The organism is Burkholderia sp. A9 (genome assembly GCF_000801975.1).
In genome coordinates, this window is the sequence record NZ_JSZN01000004.1 from 298,918 (window position 1) to 318,627 (window position 19,710).

Consider the following 19,710-nt stretch of genomic DNA (forward strand, 5'->3'; position numbering starts at 1 on the left):
GAACCTTCATGAAAACGAAACCCGAACTCGAACTCGCCGACGTCGAGCGCATGCTCGCCGCCGCCCGCGCGGAAGCCGAGCGCCACGGCTGGGCCGTGTCGATCGCGATCGTCGACGACGGCGGCCACCTGCTCGCGTTCGCGCGCCTCGACGGCGCGTCGGCCGCCAGCACCTACATCGCGCAGGACAAGGCGCGCGCGGCGGCGCTCGGCCGTCGCGAGACGAAGGCGTATGAGGATATGATCAACGGTGGCCGCACCGCGTTTCTGAGCGTGCCGCTGACGGGCTTGCTCGAAGGCGGCGTGCCGGTCACGGTGGACGGCCGCATGGCGGGCGCGATCGGTGTGTCTGGCGTAAAGTCCGAACAGGATGCGCAGATCGCCCGCGCCGGCACACAAAGCGTCGTGGCCTAAGCCAGCCGCGCGCGCATTTTTCCCCGGGAGGAATCACGATGATCGACCAAGCAGGACTGCAAGTCGCACCAGCGCTGAGCCAGTTCATTGAAAACGAAGCACTGCCGGGCACCGGTATCGACAAAGCCGCGTTCTGGAGCGGTTTCTCGGCCCTGGTGCACGACCTCGCGCCGCGCAACCGCGCGTTGCTCGCGGAACGCGACCGCCTGCAGCAGGAACTCGACGCATGGCATCGCGCGCACCCGGGCCCGGTGCGCGACCATGCCGCCTATCGCGCATTCCTCGAACAGATCGGCTACCTCGTGCCGGTCCCGTCGAACGTCGCGGCAGCCACCGCGAACGTCGACAGCGAGATCGCGACGCAAGCCGGCCCGCAGCTCGTCGTGCCGCTGTCGAACGCGCGCTATGCGCTGAACGCCGCGAACGCGCGCTGGGGCAGCCTGTACGATGCGCTGTACGGCACCGACGCACTGCCCGAGGACGGCGGCGCCGAACGCACGTCGGCCTACAACCCGACGCGCGGCCAGCGCGTGATCGACTACGCGCGCAACGTGCTCGACAACGCGGCGCCGCTCGCGAGCGGCTCGCACCGCGACGCGCTGCGCTACCGCGTACAGGACGGCCAGCTCGCCGTCGAAACCGGCAAGGGCGTCACGCACCTCGCGCAGCCGGCGCAATTCGTCGGCTACCAGGGCACGGCCGACGCGCCGTCCGCGATCCTGCTGCAGCACAACGGCCTGCACCTCGAGATCCAGATCGACGCGTCAACCCCCATCGGTCGCGCCGATCTCGCGAACGTGAAGGACGTCGTGCTCGAAGCCGCGGTCAGCACGATCATCGACTGCGAGGATTCGGTGGCGGCGGTCGACGCCGACGACAAGGTCCAGCTCTACCGCAACTGGCTCGGCCTGATGCAGGGCACGCTGGTCGAGGAAGTCGCGAAGGGCGGCAAGACCTTCACGCGCCGCCTGAACGCCGATCGCGAGTACACGACGCCGGCCGGCGGCACGCTGTCGCTGCACGGCCGCTCGCTGCTGTTCGTGCGCAACGTCGGCCACCTGATGACCAACGGCGCGGTGCTCGACCGCGACGGCAACGAGATTCCGGAAGGGATCCTCGACGGCGTCGTCACGACGCTGTGCTCGCTGCACGACCTGCAGGCCAAGCGCAACTCGCGCACCGGCTCGATCTACATCGTGAAGCCGAAGATGCACGGCCCGGTCGAAGTCGCGTTCGCCGACACGCTGTTCGCGCGCATCGAGGATCTGTACGGCCTGCCGCGCAACACGCTGAAGATGGGCATCATGGACGAGGAGCGTCGCACCAGCGTGAACCTCGCCGCGTGCATCGCGGCGGCCGCCACGCGCGTCGCGTTCATCAACACCGGCTTCCTCGACCGCACCGGCGACGAGATGCACACCGCGATGGAAGCGGGCCCGATGATCCGCAAGGGCGACATGAAGTCGTCGGCGTGGATCCAGTCGTACGAGCGCAACAACGTGCTCGCGGGCCTGTCGGCCGGCCTGCGCGGCCGCGCGCAGATCGGCAAGGGCATGTGGGCGATGCCGGACCTGATGCACGCGATGCTCGAGCAGAAGATCGCGCATCCGCGCGCCGGCGCGAACACCGCATGGGTGCCGTCGCCGACCGCCGCGACGCTGCACGCGCTGCACTACCACCTCGTCGACGTGCAGGCCGTCCAGCAGGCGCTCGAGAAGACGCCGTACGCGAGCGAACGCGACGCGCTGCTCGAAGGGCTGCTGACCGTGCCGGTCGTCGAGCGCGCCGCCTGGAGCGAGAGCGAGATCCTGAGCGAGGTCGAGAACAACGCACAGGGCATCCTCGGCTACGTCGTGCGCTGGGTCGAACAGGGCGTCGGCTGCTCGAAGGTGCCCGACATCCACGACGTCGGCCTGATGGAAGACCGCGCGACGCTGCGCATCTCGAGCCAGCACATCGCGAACTGGCTGCGCCACGGCGTGATCACCGAGGCGTTCGTGCTCGACGTGTTCAAGCGGATGGCGCGCGTCGTCGACCAGCAGAACGCGGGCGACCCGAACTATCGTCCGATGGCGCCCGGCTACGACCAGTCGACGGCGTTCAAGGCCGCGTGCGCACTCGCGCTGCAGGGCACGTCGCAGCCGAGCGGCTATACCGAGCCGCTGCTGCATCGGTTCCGGCTCGCGTTCAAGGCGCAACAGAACGGCGGTTGAGTCCGCGCATGCGGGTCTTCCCGCATGCCGGAAACCCGTACGCCGGTTTCACGAAACGGGCGGCCATCACGGCCGCCCGTTTTCATATTCGGGATTTACGCAACCGCTGAAACGGATAATCGGCGCATATCGTCCGACGGCTTTCCATACGCGCCGGTCGCTAAATCACGAAAATCGGCGGACGCTCAATGCGCGCCGCTCACGCGATGACGCGAAGCCTTGCGCCACAACGCTCGGCGCGCGATTGGCAAGTATCGGCCACTTCGATAATTTGATCCGGATCAACAGCGCGCAACATTTTCCGCGCAGACGAATGCGCGCGCTATACTCGGACCAATCCGCACCGCCCAATTCGTCGGATCATCGAATCGCGGCAGATGTCGGCGGTGAACAGGAGATTTAACGGTTTACCCGGCCGCCAAATCCGATAATGTGCGGCAACGTTCGCCGCCGATCGGGGGACCAGGCGCCGAACGGGCCGCGTACCGGATCGCCACCAGCAAGTCATACGAATAATCGCATCGACCCGCCGCCCGGCGACGGTGCCCATCGATCCACGGACCATGGCAGAAACCGACTACGCACTGCCCAGCGAATCCGGCCTGACGGGCCGTGTCGTCGCTCAATTGCGCCGGGTCCTGTTGCCGCACCTGATCTTCTATTCCGGGCTGCTGATCGCGCTGCTGCTGTTGCTGCTGTGCGCCATCCTGCTGTACGAAGGCCGCATCGACGCGCGCGACCGTGCCCGCATCACGCAGCACAACATCGCGCTGATGGCGTCGTGGGACATCGAGCGCAACATCGAGATCTATTCGCTGTCGCTGCAGGCGGTCGTCGAAGGCGAGAACGATCCCGCGGTCGTCGCGCTGCCGATGCCGCTGCGCCGTCAGGTGCTGTTCGACCGTGCGACGACCGCCAAATACCTCGGCGGCATCTACGTGCTCGACGCGAACGGCGACATCGCGGTCGACGGCAAGAGCGACGTGCCACGCAAGGCGAATTTCGGCAACGAACCGTACTTCACGGTGCACCGCGACCACCCGGACGTCGGCCTGTACGTCAGCGATCCATACCATTCGCGGCTGCGCGACGGCTCCCCGAGCATCGCGCTCAGCCGGCGCATCACGCGGCCCGACGGATCGTTCGGCGGCGTCGCCGTGATGTCGATCCGGCTTGAATATTTCCAGAACCTGTTCTCGCGCCTCGCGCTCGGCGATCGCGGGTCGATGGCGCTGATCAACACGAAGGGCCTGATGCTCGCGCGCCAACCGTACGATCCGGCGATCGTCGGCCGAAACATCAGCCGCGCCAGCACGTTCCGGCAGTTCATGACCGCCAACGAAGGCAGCTTCGCCGATACCGCGTCGATCGACGGCGTGCGGCGCCTGTACGTGTTCCGGCACCTCGACAACCTGCCGCTGATCATCATGGTGGCGCGCTCCGAAGCGGACACCTACGCCGCGTGGTACGACCGCGCGATTCCGATCGGCTCCGCGATGGCCCTGCTCGCACTCGGCTTCGTCGGCCTGTCGCTGCTGCTCGACGTGCAGTTGCGCAAGCGCCACCGCGCGGAAACCGAACTGCAGGCGCTCGCGCGCACCGACGGCCTCACGGGCCTCGACAACCGCCGGATGCTCGACGTCACGCTCGCGCGCGAATGGCGCCGCGCCGCGCGCTCGCAGCATGCGCTGTCGCTGCTGTTCGTGGACGTCGATCACTTCAAGCGCTACAACGACACACAAGGCCACCAGGCCGGCGACGATGCGCTGGCCGCGGTCGGCCGCTGCATCGCCGGATGCCTGCGCCGGCCGGCCGACTACGCAGCGCGCTATGGCGGCGAGGAGTTCGTCGTGGTGCTGCCCGACGTCGACACGACCGGCGCCGTGACGATCGCGGAGGCGATCCGCACCGGCATCCTCGATCTCGGTATCCGGCACGATACGGGCGCATCCGGGTGCCTGACCGCGAGCATCGGCGTGACGACCTGCTTTCCGGAACACGACGACAGCATCCAGGCCGCGTTGAAGCTCGCCGACGACGCGCTGTATCGCGCCAAGGAGCGCGGACGCAACCGGGTCGTCGTGCAGCCGTCCACGGCCGCCGACCGCGAACCGCGCCGGGCCTGAGCGCTGGCGTGCCGGGCGGCCGCCGCGCCGGCGCCGCCCGCGGGCCAAAATCGCCGACAATGTCGGCTCGCCGCGCCGCCGCGCGGTAAGCGCGCCCGCTTCGCACCACCATGAGACTCAAGGCAAAGATTTTCCTCCTGGCCATCGTGCCGTTCCTGCTCGCCATCGCCGGCATCGGCTTCGGCGTGCGTCAGCAGGCGACGTCGCTCGCCCACACGCAGCACGCGACGATCCAGGCCGCGTACCTGTCGAGCAAGGAAGTCGAGCTCAAGCACTACGTCGAACTCGCGACGAGCGCGATCATGCCGCTCTACGACGCGAGCGGCCGCAACGCGCGCGACGACGGGATGCTGCGCACGCAGGCGCTCGCGATGTTGCAGAAGATGGATTTCGGTCCCGACGGCTATTTCTTCGTGTACGACCTGCACGGCAATTCGCTGATGCATCCGCGCGAGCCCGAGCGCGTCGGCCACAATTACTGGTCGATGCGCGACCCGCAGGGTGCGCTGACGATCCAGCAGCTGATCGGCGCCGCATCGCACGGCGGCGGCTACGTGCGCTACGCGTGGCAGCGGCCGTCGACGGGCAAGGTCGCGCCGAAGCTCGGCTACGTCGTCGCGCTCGAACGCTGGGGCTGGATGGTCGGCACCGGCATCTATCTCGACGACGTCGACACTGCGCTGCAGCGCATCGACGCGCGCGCGTCCGCCAACATCGAGCGCACGATGAGCTGGCTCACCGCGATCGCGCTGACCGGCGCGGCGGCGATCGCCGTCTGTGCGCTGGTGCTGAACGTCAGCGAGTCGCGCAGTGCCGATGCGAAGCTCAAGCAACTCGCGCAGCGCGTCGTCGAATCGCAGGAACAGGAGCGCGAGCGGCTGTCGCGCGAACTGCATGACGGGATCAGCCAGATGATGGTGTCTGCGAAGCTGATGCTCGAATCCGCGCTCGCGCGCTTCGAGCGCGGCGCAACGCGCATGCCCGAGGCCGAGCAGGCGCTCGCGTCGGGCGTCGGGCGGCTCGGCGACACGCTGCGCGAAGTGCGGCGCATCTCGCATGCACTGCGCCCGGCGATGCTCGACGATCTCGGCCTCGCGGCGGCGCTCGAGCAGCTCGTGCGCGAATTCGGCACGGAAAGCGGCATCGACATCGGCTATACGCAGGTCGCGCACAGCGGCGCGCGGCCGCTGCCCGCGCCGGTCAATACGGCGCTGTTCCGGATCGCACAGGAAGCGCTCAGCAACATCGTGCATCATGCGCAGGCGTCACGCGCGGCCGTCACGCTCGACGTCGGCGCGCATTCCGTCACGCTGACCATCGCCGACAACGGCTGCGGCTTCGATGCCGAGCGTTCGCAGACCGATGCGCGCCGCGGCATCGGCCTGCGCAACATGCGGGAGCGCCTCGACGCGCTCGGCGGCATGCTGACGATCACGTCGCACGTCGGCCACACGGTCGTGGCCGCGCGCGTGCCGCTGCGCGCCGCCGCCTGACGACGCGCCCCATAACCGGAGACCTTTGCCCATGAGCGCCCCCGACACCGCCCGGCCCGCTGCCCGACTGCTGCTCGTCGACGATCACCCGCTGGTGCGCGACGGCCTGCGGATGCGCCTCGAAGCTGCCGACCTGTCCGTGGTCGGCGAGGCCGGCAACGCCGACGAGGCGCTCGCGCTCGCTGCGTCGCTCGAACCCGATCTCGCGCTGATGGACGTCGGCATGAACGGGATGAACGGCATCACGCTGGCCGGCGTGTTCCACGAGCGCTTTCCGGGAATTCGCGTGCTGATGCTGTCGATGCACGACAACATCGAATACGTGACGCAGGCCGTGCGCGCCGGCGCGAGCGGCTACCTGCTGAAGGATTCGCCCGCCAGCGAGATCATGCGCGCAATCGGCACGGTGCTGGCCGGGCAGACGTTCTTCAGCGAAGGGCTTGCCGCGCGGATGATCCAGGCGCGCGCGACCACGTCGCCGCTCGACCGGTTGACGCCGCGCGAACGCGACATCCTCGATGCGCTGGCCGAGGGGCTGTCGAGCAAGCAGATCGCGCAGCAGACGGGGCTGTCGGTGCGCACGGTGGAAACCCATCGGCTCAACCTGAAACGCAAGCTCGAGATAGAAGGGCAGGCGGAGCTGATCAAGTTCGCGGTCGAGCATCGGCGGCGGTGAGCGGATTTCCGGCCGATTTTCCCTATTCAGGGTCCAACGTGACGAACTCCACCCGGTGTTGGGCCTTAGTCGCGTCTTACGCGATGCAGCCAAAAAGCACGACGTGACTTGCCTTGATTCGACCTACAGCGAACGTACTGCAAGGGCAGTGGTATGCATGTGTTGCACTGACAGGTGATTTCGCGGACAGTCCGTAACATTTCCGGCGGCTGCGCATGATCACGCGCGTGCGGCAGTGGCGGCAGTGGTTCACGACGACTTCGCCGAGGGTGGCAACCCGATCGTAGCCCTCGGCAGGATTACCGAATTGAGTGATCCAGGTTCATCTGATAGGGTTCGCCCAAATTCAACCGAGGGATCACCCATGCCAGTGTCATGCACCTTCGTGCTGAACGGGCGGCCGATTTCCACCCTTTCATGCGTCGGCGCCGGTTCCGTGCCAGCGTTCAGCGGCATGCCGAATGATCGGAACAAGCCGGAAGCGGTCACGAAGCCGAAGTCAGGTCCCTTGCCGCGGGGCTTGTATTACATCGTAGATCGACAGTCGGGGGGCCATCTGGGATGGCTCTATGACTTCGTGCGCGCGAACCTGTATGGAACCGACAGGGATAGATGGTTTGCGCTGTACCGTGCTGATGGAACAATTGACGATTGGACAACCGTGAACGGCGTGCGCCGCAGCGCATTCCGCCTGCATCCGAACGGCCCGCTCGGACGCAGCGAAGGCTGCATCACCGTGAAGGATGCGCAAGACTTCGAACGGTTGTCGGCGTACCTTCGCGCTCGAGGCGCAACGCTACCGATCCCCGGGAGCGACATCAAGGCATACGGAATCGTCGAGGTCGAATGATGAAGGTCGTGCGCTATAGCCTCAGCATCTTGGCTACCCTCATTCTCGGCATGCTGCTCGCGCGCTGGTTCGTTCGCCTCCCGATCGAAACGCCCATTCCTGCGGCAATCGAATCGGCAATGACATTTTTCGGGGTCGACACCATTGCGCATGCCGACGACGTCGATGGGATCGCGCTCTTGCTCGTACTGGCTATCTGTCTCGTCGTGGCCGGCTTGGCTGTTTGGGGCGTTAACCGTGTGGTTCGGCGTTAGGGAAACACTGACGGCGCAATCGTTCAGCCTGGCGTGCAATTTCTGAGCACGAGGGCCGGCATTCGCCCGCCGCAAATATAGCTGGGGAAGCAACGTGAAACCGGATTCACACGCGTGGTGGAAGGACCGATTTCTACTGTTGCTGGTTGCACTTTCATGCGCCGGATCGACGACCGTGCTTTCCCGTGTTTCCGGGAACGAGGCACCGATGATTATCCTGGCGATCACCGTCGTCGCATTGCTCGTCGATAACCATCGGCTTCGCACAGCGCTGCGGCAAGCCGCCGAGGAAAATCGGCGACGCGAGTCATAAGCGGGACTTCAATGTGAAAACGCCCCGGCCGCATCTGCGACCGGGGCGTCATGGTTCCAGTGCTCGCGCTGCACCGTTTGGCGTCCGGGCAAAAAAGAGGGCTGAACGAAACGAGCGCCGAAGCCCACTGCTCCGATCGCGAGCCTCTGTCGGTCGACCGTCAGTTCGTCCGCGAGTTGTGCTTCTGCAGATACGCGATCAGCCCGTCGATCCCGCCCGACGCGAGCTGGCCCTTGAACTGGCCCTGGTAGACCTGGATCAGCCACGCGCCCGACATGTCGATGTCGTAGATCTTCCAGTCGTTGCCGACCTTGCCGAGCCGGTAGCCGACCGACTGGCTGTCGCCCGGCGTCGTCACCGTCGACTGCACCAGCGCATCGGCGCCCGACGCGCCACCCGCCTTGAACGAGAACTTCGCGTCCTGGCTGCCGAGCTGTGCAAGCGACGCGGCATAGGTGCGCGTCATCAGCAGCTTGAACTGCTTGTACAGCTCCTGCTGCTGCTGCGGGGTTGCCTGCTTCCAGGCGTCGCCGACCGCGATGCGGGTCGTGCGCTCGAAGTTCGTCGCGGGCAGGAAGCGCTGCTCGACGACTTGCGTGACCTTCGCCATGTCGCCGCCACGCGCGACCGGATCGGCCTTCATCGCGTTGACGGTGCCTTCGACGGCATTGCGGACGATATCGACCGGCGCGCTCTGCGCGAAAGCGGAAACCGACACGGCAGCCGCCGCGACGAAAGCAAACAGATGACGTTTCATACGGATATTCGCACTCGATGGAAAAAAACGGCCGGCCAATTGCATCGATTGCATCGGCCGGTGGGTCGAAGTATAGCGGCCCGGACGCCGGCCTGCCGTACGGTGACCGACTGTTACCTTTGAGCCCCTTTTGTCACCGGGCGCCGGCCGCAGCGCGACCGGCGCCGATTATGTAAATATCCCCTTACCAATCGTCCGACCATTCGCGCCGATTCCTTCGCGGCAGCGCAAATATCCTTCCCGCCCCTTAACGCTCCAACGTAGCGACTGACGCCACGTTGCGCCGGTATACTCGCTTCTTTGTTCTGGCCAGCCCATTACCGCCGCCACATGGTGACATCTCTCATCGTCCGACTCGTTGCATGGTCGGTACGACGCCCCGTCTGGGTCGTCGTGCTGTCGCTCGTCATTGCCGCCTTCAGCGGTGTCTATGTCGCGCAGCACTTCAAGATCAACACGGACATCAGCAAGCTCGTCGACGCGGAGCCGCAATGGGCCGCGCTCGGCCAGGCCGTCGACACGGCCTTCCCGCAACGCAACGGCACGATCCTCGCGGTGGTCGAGGCGCCCGCGCCCGAATTCGCGACCGCCGCCGCGCACACGCTGACCGAAGCACTGCAGAAACAGGCCGAGGCCGGCCATATCGGCCAGGTCGCCGAACCCGGCGGCGGGCCGTTCTTCGAGCACAACGGGCTGCTGTTCCTGTCGCCGCAGGAAGTCTCGGATACGACGTCGCAGCTCGCGAGCGCACGCCCGCTCGTCAACGAACTCGCGAAGAACCCGAGCCTGACCGGGCTCGCGACCACGCTGTCCACCACGCTCGGCCAGCCGCTCCTGAGCGGCCAGGTGAAGCTGCCCGCGATGGCCAAGCTGCTCGCCCGCAGCGCCGCGACGGTCGACGATGTGCTTGCCGGCAAGCCGGCCGCGTTCTCGTGGCGCGCGCTGGTCGACAGCGATGCCGCGCGCCAGCCCGCACGCGCGTTCGTCACGGTGCAGCCGGTCGTGAACTACGGCGCGCTGAAGGCCGGTGCCGAAACGACCCAGGTGATCCGCGACACGGCGAAAGCGCTCGGCCTCGAGCAACGCTACGGCGCGGTCGTGCGCCTGACCGGCGAACAACCGCTCGCCGACGACGAATTCGCGTCGGTGGAAGACGGCGCAGCACTCAACGGCGTGCTCACGCTGCTCGCTGTGCTCGTCATCCTGTGGCTTGCGCTGCGCTCGAAGCGGATGATCGGCTCGGTGCTCTTCACGCTGTTCGTCGGCCTCGTGGTGACCGCGGCGCTCGGCCTCGCGATGGTCGGTTCGCTGAACATGATCTCGGTCGCGTTCATGGTGCTGTTCGTCGGCCTCGGCGTCGACTTCTCGATCCAGTACGGCGTGAAATATCGCGAGGAGCGATTCCGCGATCCACGCATCGATCACGCGCTGATCGGCGCCGCGCACTCGATGGGCATGCCGCTCGCACTCGCCACCGCGGCTGTCGCCGCGAGCTTCTTCTCGTTCATCCCCACGGCCTATCGCGGCGTCTCCGAGCTCGGCCTGATCGCGGGCGTCGGCATGTTCGTCGCGCTGCTGACCACGCTCACGCTGCTGCCCGCGCTGCTGCGCCTGTTCGCGCCGCCGGGCGAATCGAAGACGCCTGGCTTCCCGTGGCTCGCCCCGGTCGACGATTACCTCGATCGCCATCGCAAGCCGATCCTGATCGGCACGCTCGTGGTCGTGATCGGCGCGCTGCCGCTGCTCGCGTTCCTGCGCTTCGACTTCAACCCGCTGAACCTGAAGGATCCGCACAGCGAATCGATGGCAACGCTGCTCGCACTGAAGGATTCGCCGGAGGCAGCCGTCAACGACGTCACGCTGCTCGCGCCGTCGCTCGCCGATGGCGACGCGGCCGCGAAGCGCCTCGACGCGCTGCCGGAAGTCGGCCGCACGACCACGCTGTCGACCTTCATCCCCGCCGACCAGCCGGCCAAGCGCGCGGCGATCGCCGCGGCCGCGAGCGACCTGCTGCCCGCGCTGACGCAGCCGGCCGCGCCGCCCGCGACCGACGCACAGCGCGTCGCCGCGCTCAAGCGCGTGTCGGACCTGCTGAGCTACGCGGCCGAAGATCACCCGGGCCCGGGCGCGGCCGCCGCGCAGCACCTGTCCGCGTCGCTCGCGAAGCTCGCTGCCGCCGACAGCGCGACGCGCGACCGCGCCGAGCGTGCGTTCTCCGACACGCTGCACATCGCGCTGAATCAGCTCGCGACGCTGCTGCAACCGCAGGACATCACGCGCGCATCGCTGCCGCCGCAACTCGTGCGCGACTGGGTCGCGCCGGACGGCCACGCACTCGTGCAGATCTCGCCGAAGGTGCCGAAGGGCGTCGACCCGAACGACGACACGATGCTGCGCCGTTTCGCGAAGACCGTGAAGGCCGCGGAACCAGGCGCGACCGGCGGGCCGATCTCGATCCTGCATTCGGCCGACACGATCATCAACGCGTTCCTGCACGCGGCGCTGTGGTCGATCATCTCGATCACGATCCTGCTGTGGATCACGCTGCGCCGCTTCGGCGACGTGCTGCGCACGCTGGTGCCGCTGCTCGTGTCCGGCCTCGTCACGCTCGAGATGTGCGTCGTGCTCGGCATGTCGCTCAACTTCGCGAACATCATCGCGCTGCCGCTGATGCTCGGCGTCGGCGTCGCGTTCAAGGTGTACTTCGTGATGGCGTGGCGCGGGGGGCAAACCGGCCTGCTGCATTCGAGCCTCACGCACGCGGTGCTGTTCAGCGCCGCGACGACGGCAACCGCCTTCGGCAGCTTGTGGCTGTCGCATCATCCAGGCACGTCGAGCATGGGCAAGCTGCTCGCGCTGGCGTTGACCTGCACCCTGATCGGCGCCGTGGTGTTTCAGCCCGTCCTGATGGGCAAACCACGCGTCAAACGCGCCAAGAACCAATCGCAAGGAAACAATGAATAAGGTGCGAATCATTGCGGCGACCGTCGCTGCCAGCGCAGTGCTGAGTGGCTGTGCGACGGGCCCGAACCGCAACCCCGACGACCCGCTCGAGCCGATGAACCGGGCGGTGTACAAGTTCAACGACACGGTCGACACGAACATCGCCGTGCCGATCGCGAAGGGTTACCAGAAGGTCACGCCGACGCCCGTGCGTACCGCGATCAGCAACTTCTTCTCGAACCTCGGCGATCTCGGCAACCTGGCAAACAACCTGTTGCAGCTCCGTATCACCGATGCGACGCAGGATCTGATGCGCGTGGCGATGAACTCGGTGTTCGGCGTCGGCGGCCTGATCGACATCGCGACGCCGGCCGGGCTGCCAAAGCATCACCAGGATTTCGGCCTGACGATGGCGCGCTGGGGCATGCCGTCCGGCCCGTACGTCGTGCTGCCGGTGTTCGGGCCGAGCACGGTCCGCGACGGCGTCGGCCGCGCGGTGGACGTCCGCTTCAACCTGCTCAACTACATCGAGCCGGCCGCGCGCAATCCGATGTACATCGCGCAATTCATCAGCGCGCGGTCGGACCTGCTCGGCGCGACCGACCTGTTGAAGCAGGCGGCGCTCGATCCGTATTCGTTCGTCCGCGATGCGTACCTGCAGCAGCGCAAGTCGCTCACGTATCACGGCGAGTCGGCGTCGGCCGCGCCGCCGAACTACACCGAGCCGGGCGAATCGGGAGCGGTGCCAGGTGCGGCGCCGGCTGTCGCGCCGTCTGTGCCGGGTCTGCCGAACTACGAGGATCCGGGCGAGTCGGGTGGCGCATCGGGCACCGCGCCGAACAACGCGCCGGCCACGCCGGGGTTGCCGCAGTACGACGATCCGGGTGCGGACAGCGCGATGCCTGCGAGCGCGCCTGCCGCGGCACCAGCGGCTGCCTCGGCCGCGGCGCCGGTCGCTGCGTCGGCAGGGGCTACCACGACGCCGGCCGCCAACGGCGCGCCGATCGCGCCCGCGATGCCGGCCATGCCCGCGAGCAGTCCAGCCGCGCAGTAACGCGGGACTGTATCCGTCGGGAAGCCGAAGAGCGCTGCATCATGCAGCGCTCTTTTTTTGCGCGTACGCGTTTGAAAAGGGGAAGGGGAGGAGAATCAAGCAGCGGCGAACGCCGCTCAGACAATCCGCATCGCGCCCGCACGCTCGAATGCGTGCCGCGCCTGGATCAGCGTCGTGCGCGCCGCGCGTGCGTCGCCCGCGACCTGCAGCAGCGGGCCGAGCTGCGACGGCTGCTTCAGCAGTTCGCGCAGGATCGGCAGGATGGCCGTGCTGCCGTCGTCGCGCAGGCCGGCCGTCGCCGCGCGCGGCAGCGTGCGCCACGCCGGATCGACGATCGCGCGGCACACCGCGAACGGCACGCCGCGTGATGCCGCGAAGGCCGCCGCGATATGCGATTCCATGTCGACGGCGAGCGCGCCCTTCGTGCGATGCAGCGACGTCTTTTCCTGCTCGCTGACCACCGGCGCGCCGACCGCCGCCATCGTGCCGCGCGTGACGCGCGCCCACACCGGCGTGTCGTGCAGCGCGGCGACGAGGCGCGCGCTCCAGGCCGGGTCGGTCTGCACGCGGCCGAACGGGCCGTCGATCGCATCCGCGATCACGAGCGCGCCGGGCGCCAGGTCGGGGGCGAGCCCGCCCGCCGTTCCGAAGCTCACGATGCCCGCGCAACCACGCGCGGTCGCCTCGGCCAGCGCGCGCTCGAGCCGGTCGGCCCGCGCCGCGAACACGGCCTCGACGCCTTGACCGCGCGCGATGCGCGCCTCGAACGCCATCCCCGTGACGGCGATGACGGGCAACGTGCCGTTATGCTGCGTCGCGGCCACGCGTTACATCCCGACCGTCACGCGCGTCGCGTTGGCGCGCTTCAGGTTGCGATAGCGCGCGAGCGCCCACAGCGGGAAGAACTTGCGATAGCCGTGATAGCGCAGGTAGAACACGCGCGGGAAGCCGGTCGCCGTGAAGCGCGTCTCGTCCCACAGGCCTTCTTCGTTCTGCCGGGCGATCAGGTAGTCGACGCCGCGTGCCACGGCCGGGTTGTTCACCTCGCCGGCCGCCATCAGGCCGAGCAGCGCCCAGGCCGTCTGCGACGCCGTGCTCGGCGCCTGCTCGAAGCCACGGTAGTTGAGCTTGTAGCTGTCGCCGTCTTCGCCCCAGCCGCCGTCCTTGTTCTGGATCGACAGCAGCCACTGCGCGCCGCGCTTCATGCGCGGATCGTCCGGCGTCAGGCCGGCAGCGTTCAGCGAGCACAGTGCGGTCCACGTGCCGTACACGTAGTTCATCCCCCAGCGGCCGTACCAGCTGCCGTCCGGTTCCTGTTCCTTCAGCATATAGTCGAGCGCGCGACGGGCCGGCTCGCTGGTCAACGCACTCTCGCCAAGCTGCGACAGCATCGACAGGCAGCGGCCCGACACGTCGGAAGTCGGCGGGTCGAGCAGCGCGCCGTGATCCGAGAACGGGATGTTGTTCAGGTAGTACTGCGTGTTTTCCGGTTCGAACGCACCCCAGCCGCCGTCGCTACTCTGCATGCCGACGACCCATTCGCGCGCGCGCGCCATCGATTCGCGATACGTGTCCGTCTGCTTGAGCTTCTGCGCGCGGTCCATCGCCATCACCACGACGGCCGTGTCGTCGACGTCCGGATAGTGCGCGTTCGCATACTGGAATGCCCAGCCGCCGGGACGCACGTTCGGGCGGCGCGAGATCCAGTCGCCGCGCACGTCGAGGATCTGCAGCGGGAGCAGCCAGTCGAGGCCGCGCAGCACGGCTTCCTCGGCGCGTGCATCGCCGGTTTCGAGCAGCGCGTGCGCGGCGAGCGACGTGTCCCACACCGGCGACAGGCACGGCTGGCAATACGCTTCGTCCTCGTGCACGACGAGCAGTTTTTCGACCGCCTTGCGCGCGATCGCGCGGTTCGGATGGTCTTCCGCATAGCCGAGCACGTCGTACATCATCACCGCGTTGGCCATCGCCGGATAGATCGCGCCGAGGCCGTCCTCGCCGTTCAGGCGCTCGTCGACGAACGACACGGCCTGGCGGATCGCGCGTTCGCGCGTGTAGCTCGGGAACAGTCCGTCGACCGCGCGCAGCGCATGGTCGACCACCCGGAAGAACGCGAACCAGCCGGCGCTCTGGTGGCCCTGGCGGGGCAGCAGGCCAGCGTTGACGGGCGGGTCGATGAACAGCTCGTCGATGCGCACGCCGCGCGGGTTCTTCGCGAGCGGGCGCTTCGCGTTCAGCACCAGCAGCGGCACGATCACGGTACGCGCCCAGTACGACACCTTCGACAGGTGGAACGGGAACCACTGCGGCAGCAGCATGATCTCGACCGGCATCATCGGCACCGCGCGCCACGGAATCGCGCCGTACAGCGCGAGCTGGATCCGCGTGAACACGTTCGACATCTCGGCGCCGCCCATCGCGTGGATCGCGCGGCGCGCGCGCTGCATGTGCTCGGCGTTCTCGTCGTCGCCGATCACCTTCAGCGCGAAATACGCCTTCACGCTCGCGCTGATGTTCGGCGCGCCGTCGGTGAACAGCGGCCAGCCGCCGTCCGCCTGCTGGATGCGGCGCAGATAGCGGCCGATCTTCTGTTCGAGCTCGAGGTTCGGCGTCTCGCCGAGATAGTGGACGAGCAGCACGTATTCGGCGGGAATCGTCGAATCGGCCTCGAGTTCGTAGACCCAGTGTCCGTCCGCGTTCTGCGCGGCCAGCAGCGCGTCGGTCGCGCTGGCGACGGCCGCGTCGAGCCCGGCCGGCGCGGTGCCGGCGGACAGGGTAGCCATATCGGTGAGATCGTTCATCGGTCCCTCTCTTATTGTGTCTGGAGCACGTCCGCGGCCAGCTGGCCGGAACGGATCGCGCCCTCGATCGTGGCGGGCAAGCCGGTGGCAATCCAGTCACCCGCCAGCACAAGATTGGTCCAGCGCGTACGCACGGCCGGACGTTTCATTTCCTGCGACGGCACCGCCGCAAAACCCGCGCGCGGCTCGACGACGAGCTGCCACGCGGGGACGGTTTCCGGGTTCGCGCCCGTCACGCGCGCGACGTCGTCCCAGATGCGCCGCGCGAGCACGTCGCGCGGCAGGTCGAGCCAGCGGCCCGCGTCGCGAATCGTCGCCGCGAGCGGACCGCCGCCGGTGCGCACCGCGTCGACGACACCGTTGACGACGCTCGTCTGCAGCGGGCTGCCGGCCGGCGTATCGACCGCGAAATACGCGGTCACGACCGCGCCGAACGTGTCGGGCGCGGTGAGATCCGGGACGAGCGGCTGCGCGACTTCGGGCGGCACGGCCAGCACGACCGCGTCGCCCGGCGCGAGATCGACGCGCTCGCCGCCGATCGTGACCGCGTCGACCGCATTGCCGTGCGCGCCGAATTCGAACGCGTCGAGCCGCGAGTTCAACCGGATCTGCGCGCCGCCGTGCTGCAGCATCCGCAGCGCCGGTTCGACGAATGCGCTGCCGAGCCCGTGGCGCGCGACGAGCGGACGACAAGCGGGGCCGCCCGCGGCGAACGCGCCGCCCAGCGCCGCTCGCGCGAGCTCGGCGCTCGCGTGGCGCGGCTCGACGTTCAGCACGCCGAGGAAAAACGGCCGCAGCCAACGATCCCACAGCACGCCGTCGCATCGCATCGTCTGTGCGAGTGAGCGGCCCGCGCGCGCGAACGCGAGCGGCGCGAGCGCAAGGTAGTCGAGCGGCGTCGTGCCCGGCGCGCGCGACGCGGCGTCGAACAGCCACGACGGCCAGCGTCCGTTGCCGAAGCGCAGGGTCCAGCGCTGCTGCGATGCGACGTCGACCACCAGACATTCAGGCAGCGCGGGCCCCGCGAGCTGATCGGCCGCGCCGATCGCGCGCAGGTAGCGCTGCGTCGCCGGCTGCCCCGCGAAAACCTGATGCAGCCCGCTGTCGAGCGTCGTGTTCAGCGTCCCGTCGAACCACGAACGGCAGCGGCCGCCCGCGTGCGCATGCGCGTCGTGCAGCACGATGCGCCGCCCGCGGCGTTGCAGCTCGACGGCGGCCGACAGGCCCGCGAGTCCTGCACCGATCACGTGGACGGTTCTGGGCATCGGCTCAGAACAGCGCGTAGCGCGCGGCGATCATCAGCATGCGCGCCTTCGGCTTGCGCAACGGCGCACGCGGGGCGGCAAAGCCGCGCGCGATCGCGGCCTCGAGAATGCAGCGATACGCGCCCGACATGATGCGCGGTGCCTTCACCTGCGCACGCGTGCAGGTGTCCATCACGGCGTCCGCCTCGCGGAAGTGGTCGAGCGCGCGTTCGACGAGCGTCGCGCAAACCCGCGGCAGCGCCGGGTCACGCACGATCGTCGCCGGATCGGTGATCGCGATGCCTTCGCGCGCAAGCAGCTCGCGCGGCAGGTAGCAGCGGTTGATCGCAGCGTCGTCGTCGATGTCGCGCAGGATGTTCGTCAGTTGCAACGCGCGGCCGAGGTGGTGCGACAGCTTGATGCCTTCCGCTTCCGGGATCCCGAAAATCCTCACCGACAGACGGCCGGCCGCGCTCGCCACGCGATCGCAAAACAGGTCGAGCGTCGGCTCATCGGGCGCGCAGATGTCCTCGGCGGCGTCCATCGCCATCCCGTCGATCATCGCGTGGAAGTCGTCGCGCTGCAGGTTGAACGCGCGAATCTCGCGCTCGAGCGCCACCAGGTGGCGCGGCGGCTGGCCGGCGAAGCACGCGTCGATGTCCGCGCGCCAGCGATCGAGGCCCGCGTTGCGCTCGGCGCGCGGCAGGTCGCTGTCGGCGATGTCGTCGACCGCGCGGCAGAACGCGTAGACCTGGAACATCGCGTCGCGCTGCACCGCCGGCAGGATGCGCATCGCCAAATAGAAAGAACTGCCCGATGTGACGGCAGCGGCGTCGGTTTCTTGTTCGTCCACGACGAGATTGGAAACGGCCAAGACGAGCTCCACGGAGACACCCACGCGGGGCGATTGAAGAAGCCATGCCCGGCTGGGTTGGTCAGGGCGTCAAATGCGTGCGAGATATGCGAACGATCGACGCAGACAGGCACAAATTACCGGCCGGAAGCCGGAATTGGCCGAAAGTATAGCAATCTTTGAAGTTCGATGGCGGACACGCACCGCGCCGGCGGGGCGCCCGAGGCAGTGACGGGCCGGCGCGGCCCGCCCGGGCGGGGAGCGACGCCGCGCCGCCCGTCAGCCGTAGACGATGTCGCGCTGCAGGTCGAGCGCAATGAGCCCCATTTCGCGGGTCAGTTGCAGCATCGAGCGGCGCTCGAGCCGCGAGCCCATGAAGCTCGTCACCCACCCGTCGGGCTCCACCGTGAACTGGAACGACGGGCCGCCGGTGCCGAACCATGCGCCCGGCACGTCGGGCGACTCCCGCCAGTCGATCTGCTCGAACACCCGCGCGATTCCCGCGCGTACCGCGTCGCTCGGGCCGATCGGCGGCGCGGTGTCGCCCAGGTCGTCGAGCGAATAGGGGCCAGGCTTGTCCGGCTTCCGATAGAAGAGGTAGTCGACGTTCATGTGGCGGAAACGGGAGCAAAGCGTCAAATTAGCGCGCTTCGGCGCAAATTCAAATCAGATCCGGACAAAATGTGGCCTGTACGAGACAAAAGGGCGCAATCGCGACACCCGGCGCGAGCGCGCACACGGTCGGGCTGCGGCTTCATGCTTGGACGCGCGCGGCTTCGTCTAAGATGGACATCTTTCTCAAAAATACACGGACACCATGGAGACGAACGTAACCGCCACCCCGCACGCCGACCATCCCGTTTTCGTGCTCGTGCACGGCGCGTGGCACGGTGCGTGGTGCTATGCGCACGTCGCGGCCGCGCTGGCCGCGCGCGGCTACCTGTCGATCGCGCGCGACCTGCCCGCACACGGCATCAACGCACGCTTCCCCGCGTCGTATCTCGCCCGGCCGCTCGACCGGGACGCGTTCGGCGCCGAGCCGTCGCCGGTCGCGAACACGACGCTCGACGATTACGCGTCGCAGGTGATGCAGGCCGTCGACGACGCTTACGCGCTCGGCCGCGGCAAGGTCGTCCTCGTCGGGCACAGCATGGGTGGCCTGGCGGTCACGGCGGCGGCGGAACGCGCGCCAGAGAAGATCGCGAAGATCGTCTACCTCGCTGCATTCATGCCCGCGTCGGGCGTGCCGGGCCTCGACTACGTGCGTGCGCCCGAGAACACCGGCGAGATGCTGGGCCCGCTGATGCTCGCGAGCCCGCGCGTCGCGGGCTCGCTGCGGATCGATCCGCGCAGCGGCGACGCCGCGTATCGCGAGATGGCGAAGCGTGCGCTGTACGACGACGTGTCGCAGGCCGACTTCGAAGCGGTGGCGAACCTGATGACCTGCGACGTGCCGGCCGCGCCGTTCGCCACCGCGATCCCGACGACCGTCTCGCGCTGGGGCGCGATCGACCGTCACTACATCAAGTGCCTGCAGGATCGCGTGATCCTGCCCGCGCTGCAGCAGCGCTTCATCGACGAAGCCGACGTGTTCGCGCCCGACAACCCGACGCACGTGCACCAGCTCGACAGCAGCCATTCGCCGTTCATGTCGCAGCCGGCCGTGCTGGCCGGCGTGCTGGCGGACATCGCGAAAAGCTGAACCACGCGCGTCGGACGC

General features: G+C 68.0%; 16 protein-coding genes. 10 read left to right on the top strand and 6 right to left on the bottom strand.

What is annotated here, in order from left to right; all coding sequences use genetic code 11:
* Positions 1–8 precede the first annotated feature (8 nt).
* The 7 genes from PI86_RS03270 (at position 9) to PI86_RS03300 (ending at position 8,025) form a co-directional block, all read left to right on the top strand.
* Entirely contained in the window at positions 9–413 is a 405-nt protein-coding gene (locus tag PI86_RS03270) for a GlcG/HbpS family heme-binding protein (RefSeq protein WP_039318657.1), read from the top strand.
* 38 nt (positions 414–451) lie between these two features.
* A complete protein-coding gene (locus PI86_RS03275; RefSeq protein ID WP_039318658.1) occupies positions 452–2,626 on the top strand; it encodes a malate synthase G in 2,175 nt (724 codons plus the stop codon).
* A gap of 563 nt (positions 2,627–3,189) precedes the next feature.
* On the top strand, positions 3,190–4,752 hold the full coding sequence (locus PI86_RS03280; RefSeq protein WP_039318659.1) for a sensor domain-containing diguanylate cyclase: 1,563 nt from the start codon (positions 3,190–3,192) through the stop codon (positions 4,750–4,752).
* Positions 4,753–4,862: 110 nt separating this feature from the next.
* A complete protein-coding gene (locus tag PI86_RS03285) occupies positions 4,863–6,245 on the top strand; it encodes a cache domain-containing protein (RefSeq protein WP_014900726.1) in 1,383 nt (460 codons plus the stop codon).
* A 31-nt stretch (positions 6,246–6,276) separates the two neighbouring features.
* On the top strand, positions 6,277–6,921 hold the full coding sequence (locus PI86_RS03290) for a response regulator (RefSeq protein WP_039318660.1): 645 nt from the start codon (positions 6,277–6,279) through the stop codon (positions 6,919–6,921).
* Between the two features lie 364 nt (positions 6,922–7,285).
* Positions 7,286–7,771, top strand: a complete 486-nt coding sequence (locus tag PI86_RS03295; RefSeq protein WP_039318661.1) for a DUF2778 domain-containing protein — start codon at positions 7,286–7,288, stop codon at positions 7,769–7,771.
* Positions 7,768–8,025, top strand: coding sequence for a hypothetical protein (locus PI86_RS03300; protein WP_039318662.1), 258 nt, complete (start codon positions 7,768–7,770; stop codon positions 8,023–8,025). Before PI86_RS03295 ends, PI86_RS03300 begins: the two co-directional genes overlap by 4 nt.
* A 473-nt stretch (positions 8,026–8,498) precedes the next feature.
* On the opposite strand, the gene PI86_RS03305 is transcribed toward PI86_RS03300, so the two are convergent.
* On the bottom strand, positions 8,499–9,095 hold the full coding sequence (locus tag PI86_RS03305; protein WP_014900723.1) for an MlaC/ttg2D family ABC transporter substrate-binding protein: 597 nt from the start codon (positions 9,093–9,095) through the stop codon (positions 8,499–8,501).
* A gap of 330 nt (positions 9,096–9,425) precedes the next feature.
* Between PI86_RS03305 and PI86_RS03310 the strand changes: the two genes are divergently transcribed.
* On the top strand, positions 9,426–12,059 hold the full coding sequence (locus PI86_RS03310) for an MMPL family transporter (RefSeq protein ID WP_039318663.1): 2,634 nt from the start codon (positions 9,426–9,428) through the stop codon (positions 12,057–12,059).
* Positions 12,052–13,092 carry an MlaA family lipoprotein gene (locus PI86_RS03315; RefSeq protein ID WP_039318664.1) on the top strand — a complete coding sequence of 347 codons (1,041 nt, stop codon included), beginning with the start codon at positions 12,052–12,054 and terminating at the stop codon, positions 13,090–13,092. Before PI86_RS03310 ends, PI86_RS03315 begins: the two co-directional genes overlap by 8 nt.
* Positions 13,093–13,208: 116 nt before the next feature.
* Here PI86_RS03315 and PI86_RS03320 read toward each other — a convergent pair whose 3' ends face one another.
* The 5 genes from PI86_RS03320 to PI86_RS03340 form a co-directional block, all read right to left on the bottom strand.
* A complete protein-coding gene (locus tag PI86_RS03320) occupies positions 13,209–13,916 on the bottom strand; it encodes a phosphorylase (RefSeq protein ID WP_039318665.1) in 708 nt (235 codons plus the stop codon).
* 3 nt (positions 13,917–13,919) lie between these two features.
* Positions 13,920–15,893, bottom strand: coding sequence for a squalene--hopene cyclase (gene shc, locus PI86_RS03325; protein WP_039318666.1), 1,974 nt, complete (start codon positions 15,891–15,893; stop codon positions 13,920–13,922).
* An 11-nt stretch (positions 15,894–15,904) separates the two neighbouring features.
* On the bottom strand, positions 15,905–17,158 hold the full coding sequence (gene hpnE, locus PI86_RS03330; RefSeq protein WP_039318667.1) for a hydroxysqualene dehydroxylase HpnE: 1,254 nt from the start codon (positions 17,156–17,158) through the stop codon (positions 15,905–15,907).
* Between the two features lie 4 nt (positions 17,159–17,162).
* Positions 17,163–18,011, bottom strand: coding sequence for a presqualene diphosphate synthase HpnD (gene hpnD, locus PI86_RS03335; RefSeq protein ID WP_014900717.1), 849 nt, complete (start codon positions 18,009–18,011; stop codon positions 17,163–17,165).
* Positions 18,012–18,269: 258 nt separating this feature from the next.
* A complete protein-coding gene (locus tag PI86_RS03340) occupies positions 18,270–18,602 on the bottom strand; it encodes a hypothetical protein (RefSeq protein ID WP_039318668.1) in 333 nt (110 codons plus the stop codon).
* Between the two features lie 205 nt (positions 18,603–18,807).
* Between PI86_RS03340 and PI86_RS03345 the strand changes: the two genes are divergently transcribed.
* Positions 18,808–19,692: an alpha/beta fold hydrolase gene (locus PI86_RS03345; RefSeq protein ID WP_039318669.1), complete on the top strand. Its 885-nt coding sequence runs from the start codon at positions 18,808–18,810 to the stop codon at positions 19,690–19,692.
* Positions 19,693–19,710: the final 18 nt, after the last annotated feature.

Bases quoted from the DNA above. Each gene is read 5' to 3' on its own strand.
- PI86_RS03305 (WP_014900723.1), bottom strand. From the start codon at position 9,095: ATGAAACGTCATCTGTTTGCTTTCGTCGCGGCGGCTGCCGTGTCGGTT.
- PI86_RS03345 (WP_039318669.1), top strand. From the start codon at position 18,808: ATGGAGACGAACGTAACCGCCACCCCGCACGCCGACCATCCCGTTTTC.
- shc (WP_039318666.1), bottom strand. From the start codon at position 15,893: ATGAACGATCTCACCGATATGGCTACCCTGTCCGCCGGCACCGCGCCG.
- PI86_RS03295 (WP_039318661.1), top strand. From the start codon at position 7,286: ATGCCAGTGTCATGCACCTTCGTGCTGAACGGGCGGCCGATTTCCACC.
- PI86_RS03315 (WP_039318664.1), top strand. From the start codon at position 12,052: ATGAATAAGGTGCGAATCATTGCGGCGACCGTCGCTGCCAGCGCAGTG.
- PI86_RS03340 (WP_039318668.1), bottom strand. From the start codon at position 18,602: ATGAACGTCGACTACCTCTTCTATCGGAAGCCGGACAAGCCTGGCCCC.
- PI86_RS03275 (WP_039318658.1), top strand. From the start codon at position 452: ATGATCGACCAAGCAGGACTGCAAGTCGCACCAGCGCTGAGCCAGTTC.
- PI86_RS03285 (WP_014900726.1), top strand. From the start codon at position 4,863: ATGAGACTCAAGGCAAAGATTTTCCTCCTGGCCATCGTGCCGTTCCTG.
- PI86_RS03290 (WP_039318660.1), top strand. From the start codon at position 6,277: ATGAGCGCCCCCGACACCGCCCGGCCCGCTGCCCGACTGCTGCTCGTC.
- PI86_RS03310 (WP_039318663.1), top strand. From the start codon at position 9,426: ATGGTGACATCTCTCATCGTCCGACTCGTTGCATGGTCGGTACGACGC.
- PI86_RS03280 (WP_039318659.1), top strand. From the start codon at position 3,190: ATGGCAGAAACCGACTACGCACTGCCCAGCGAATCCGGCCTGACGGGC.
- PI86_RS03300 (WP_039318662.1), top strand. From the start codon at position 7,768: ATGATGAAGGTCGTGCGCTATAGCCTCAGCATCTTGGCTACCCTCATT.
- PI86_RS03270 (WP_039318657.1), top strand. From the start codon at position 9: ATGAAAACGAAACCCGAACTCGAACTCGCCGACGTCGAGCGCATGCTC.
- hpnE (WP_039318667.1), bottom strand. From the start codon at position 17,158: ATGCCCAGAACCGTCCACGTGATCGGTGCAGGACTCGCGGGCCTGTCG.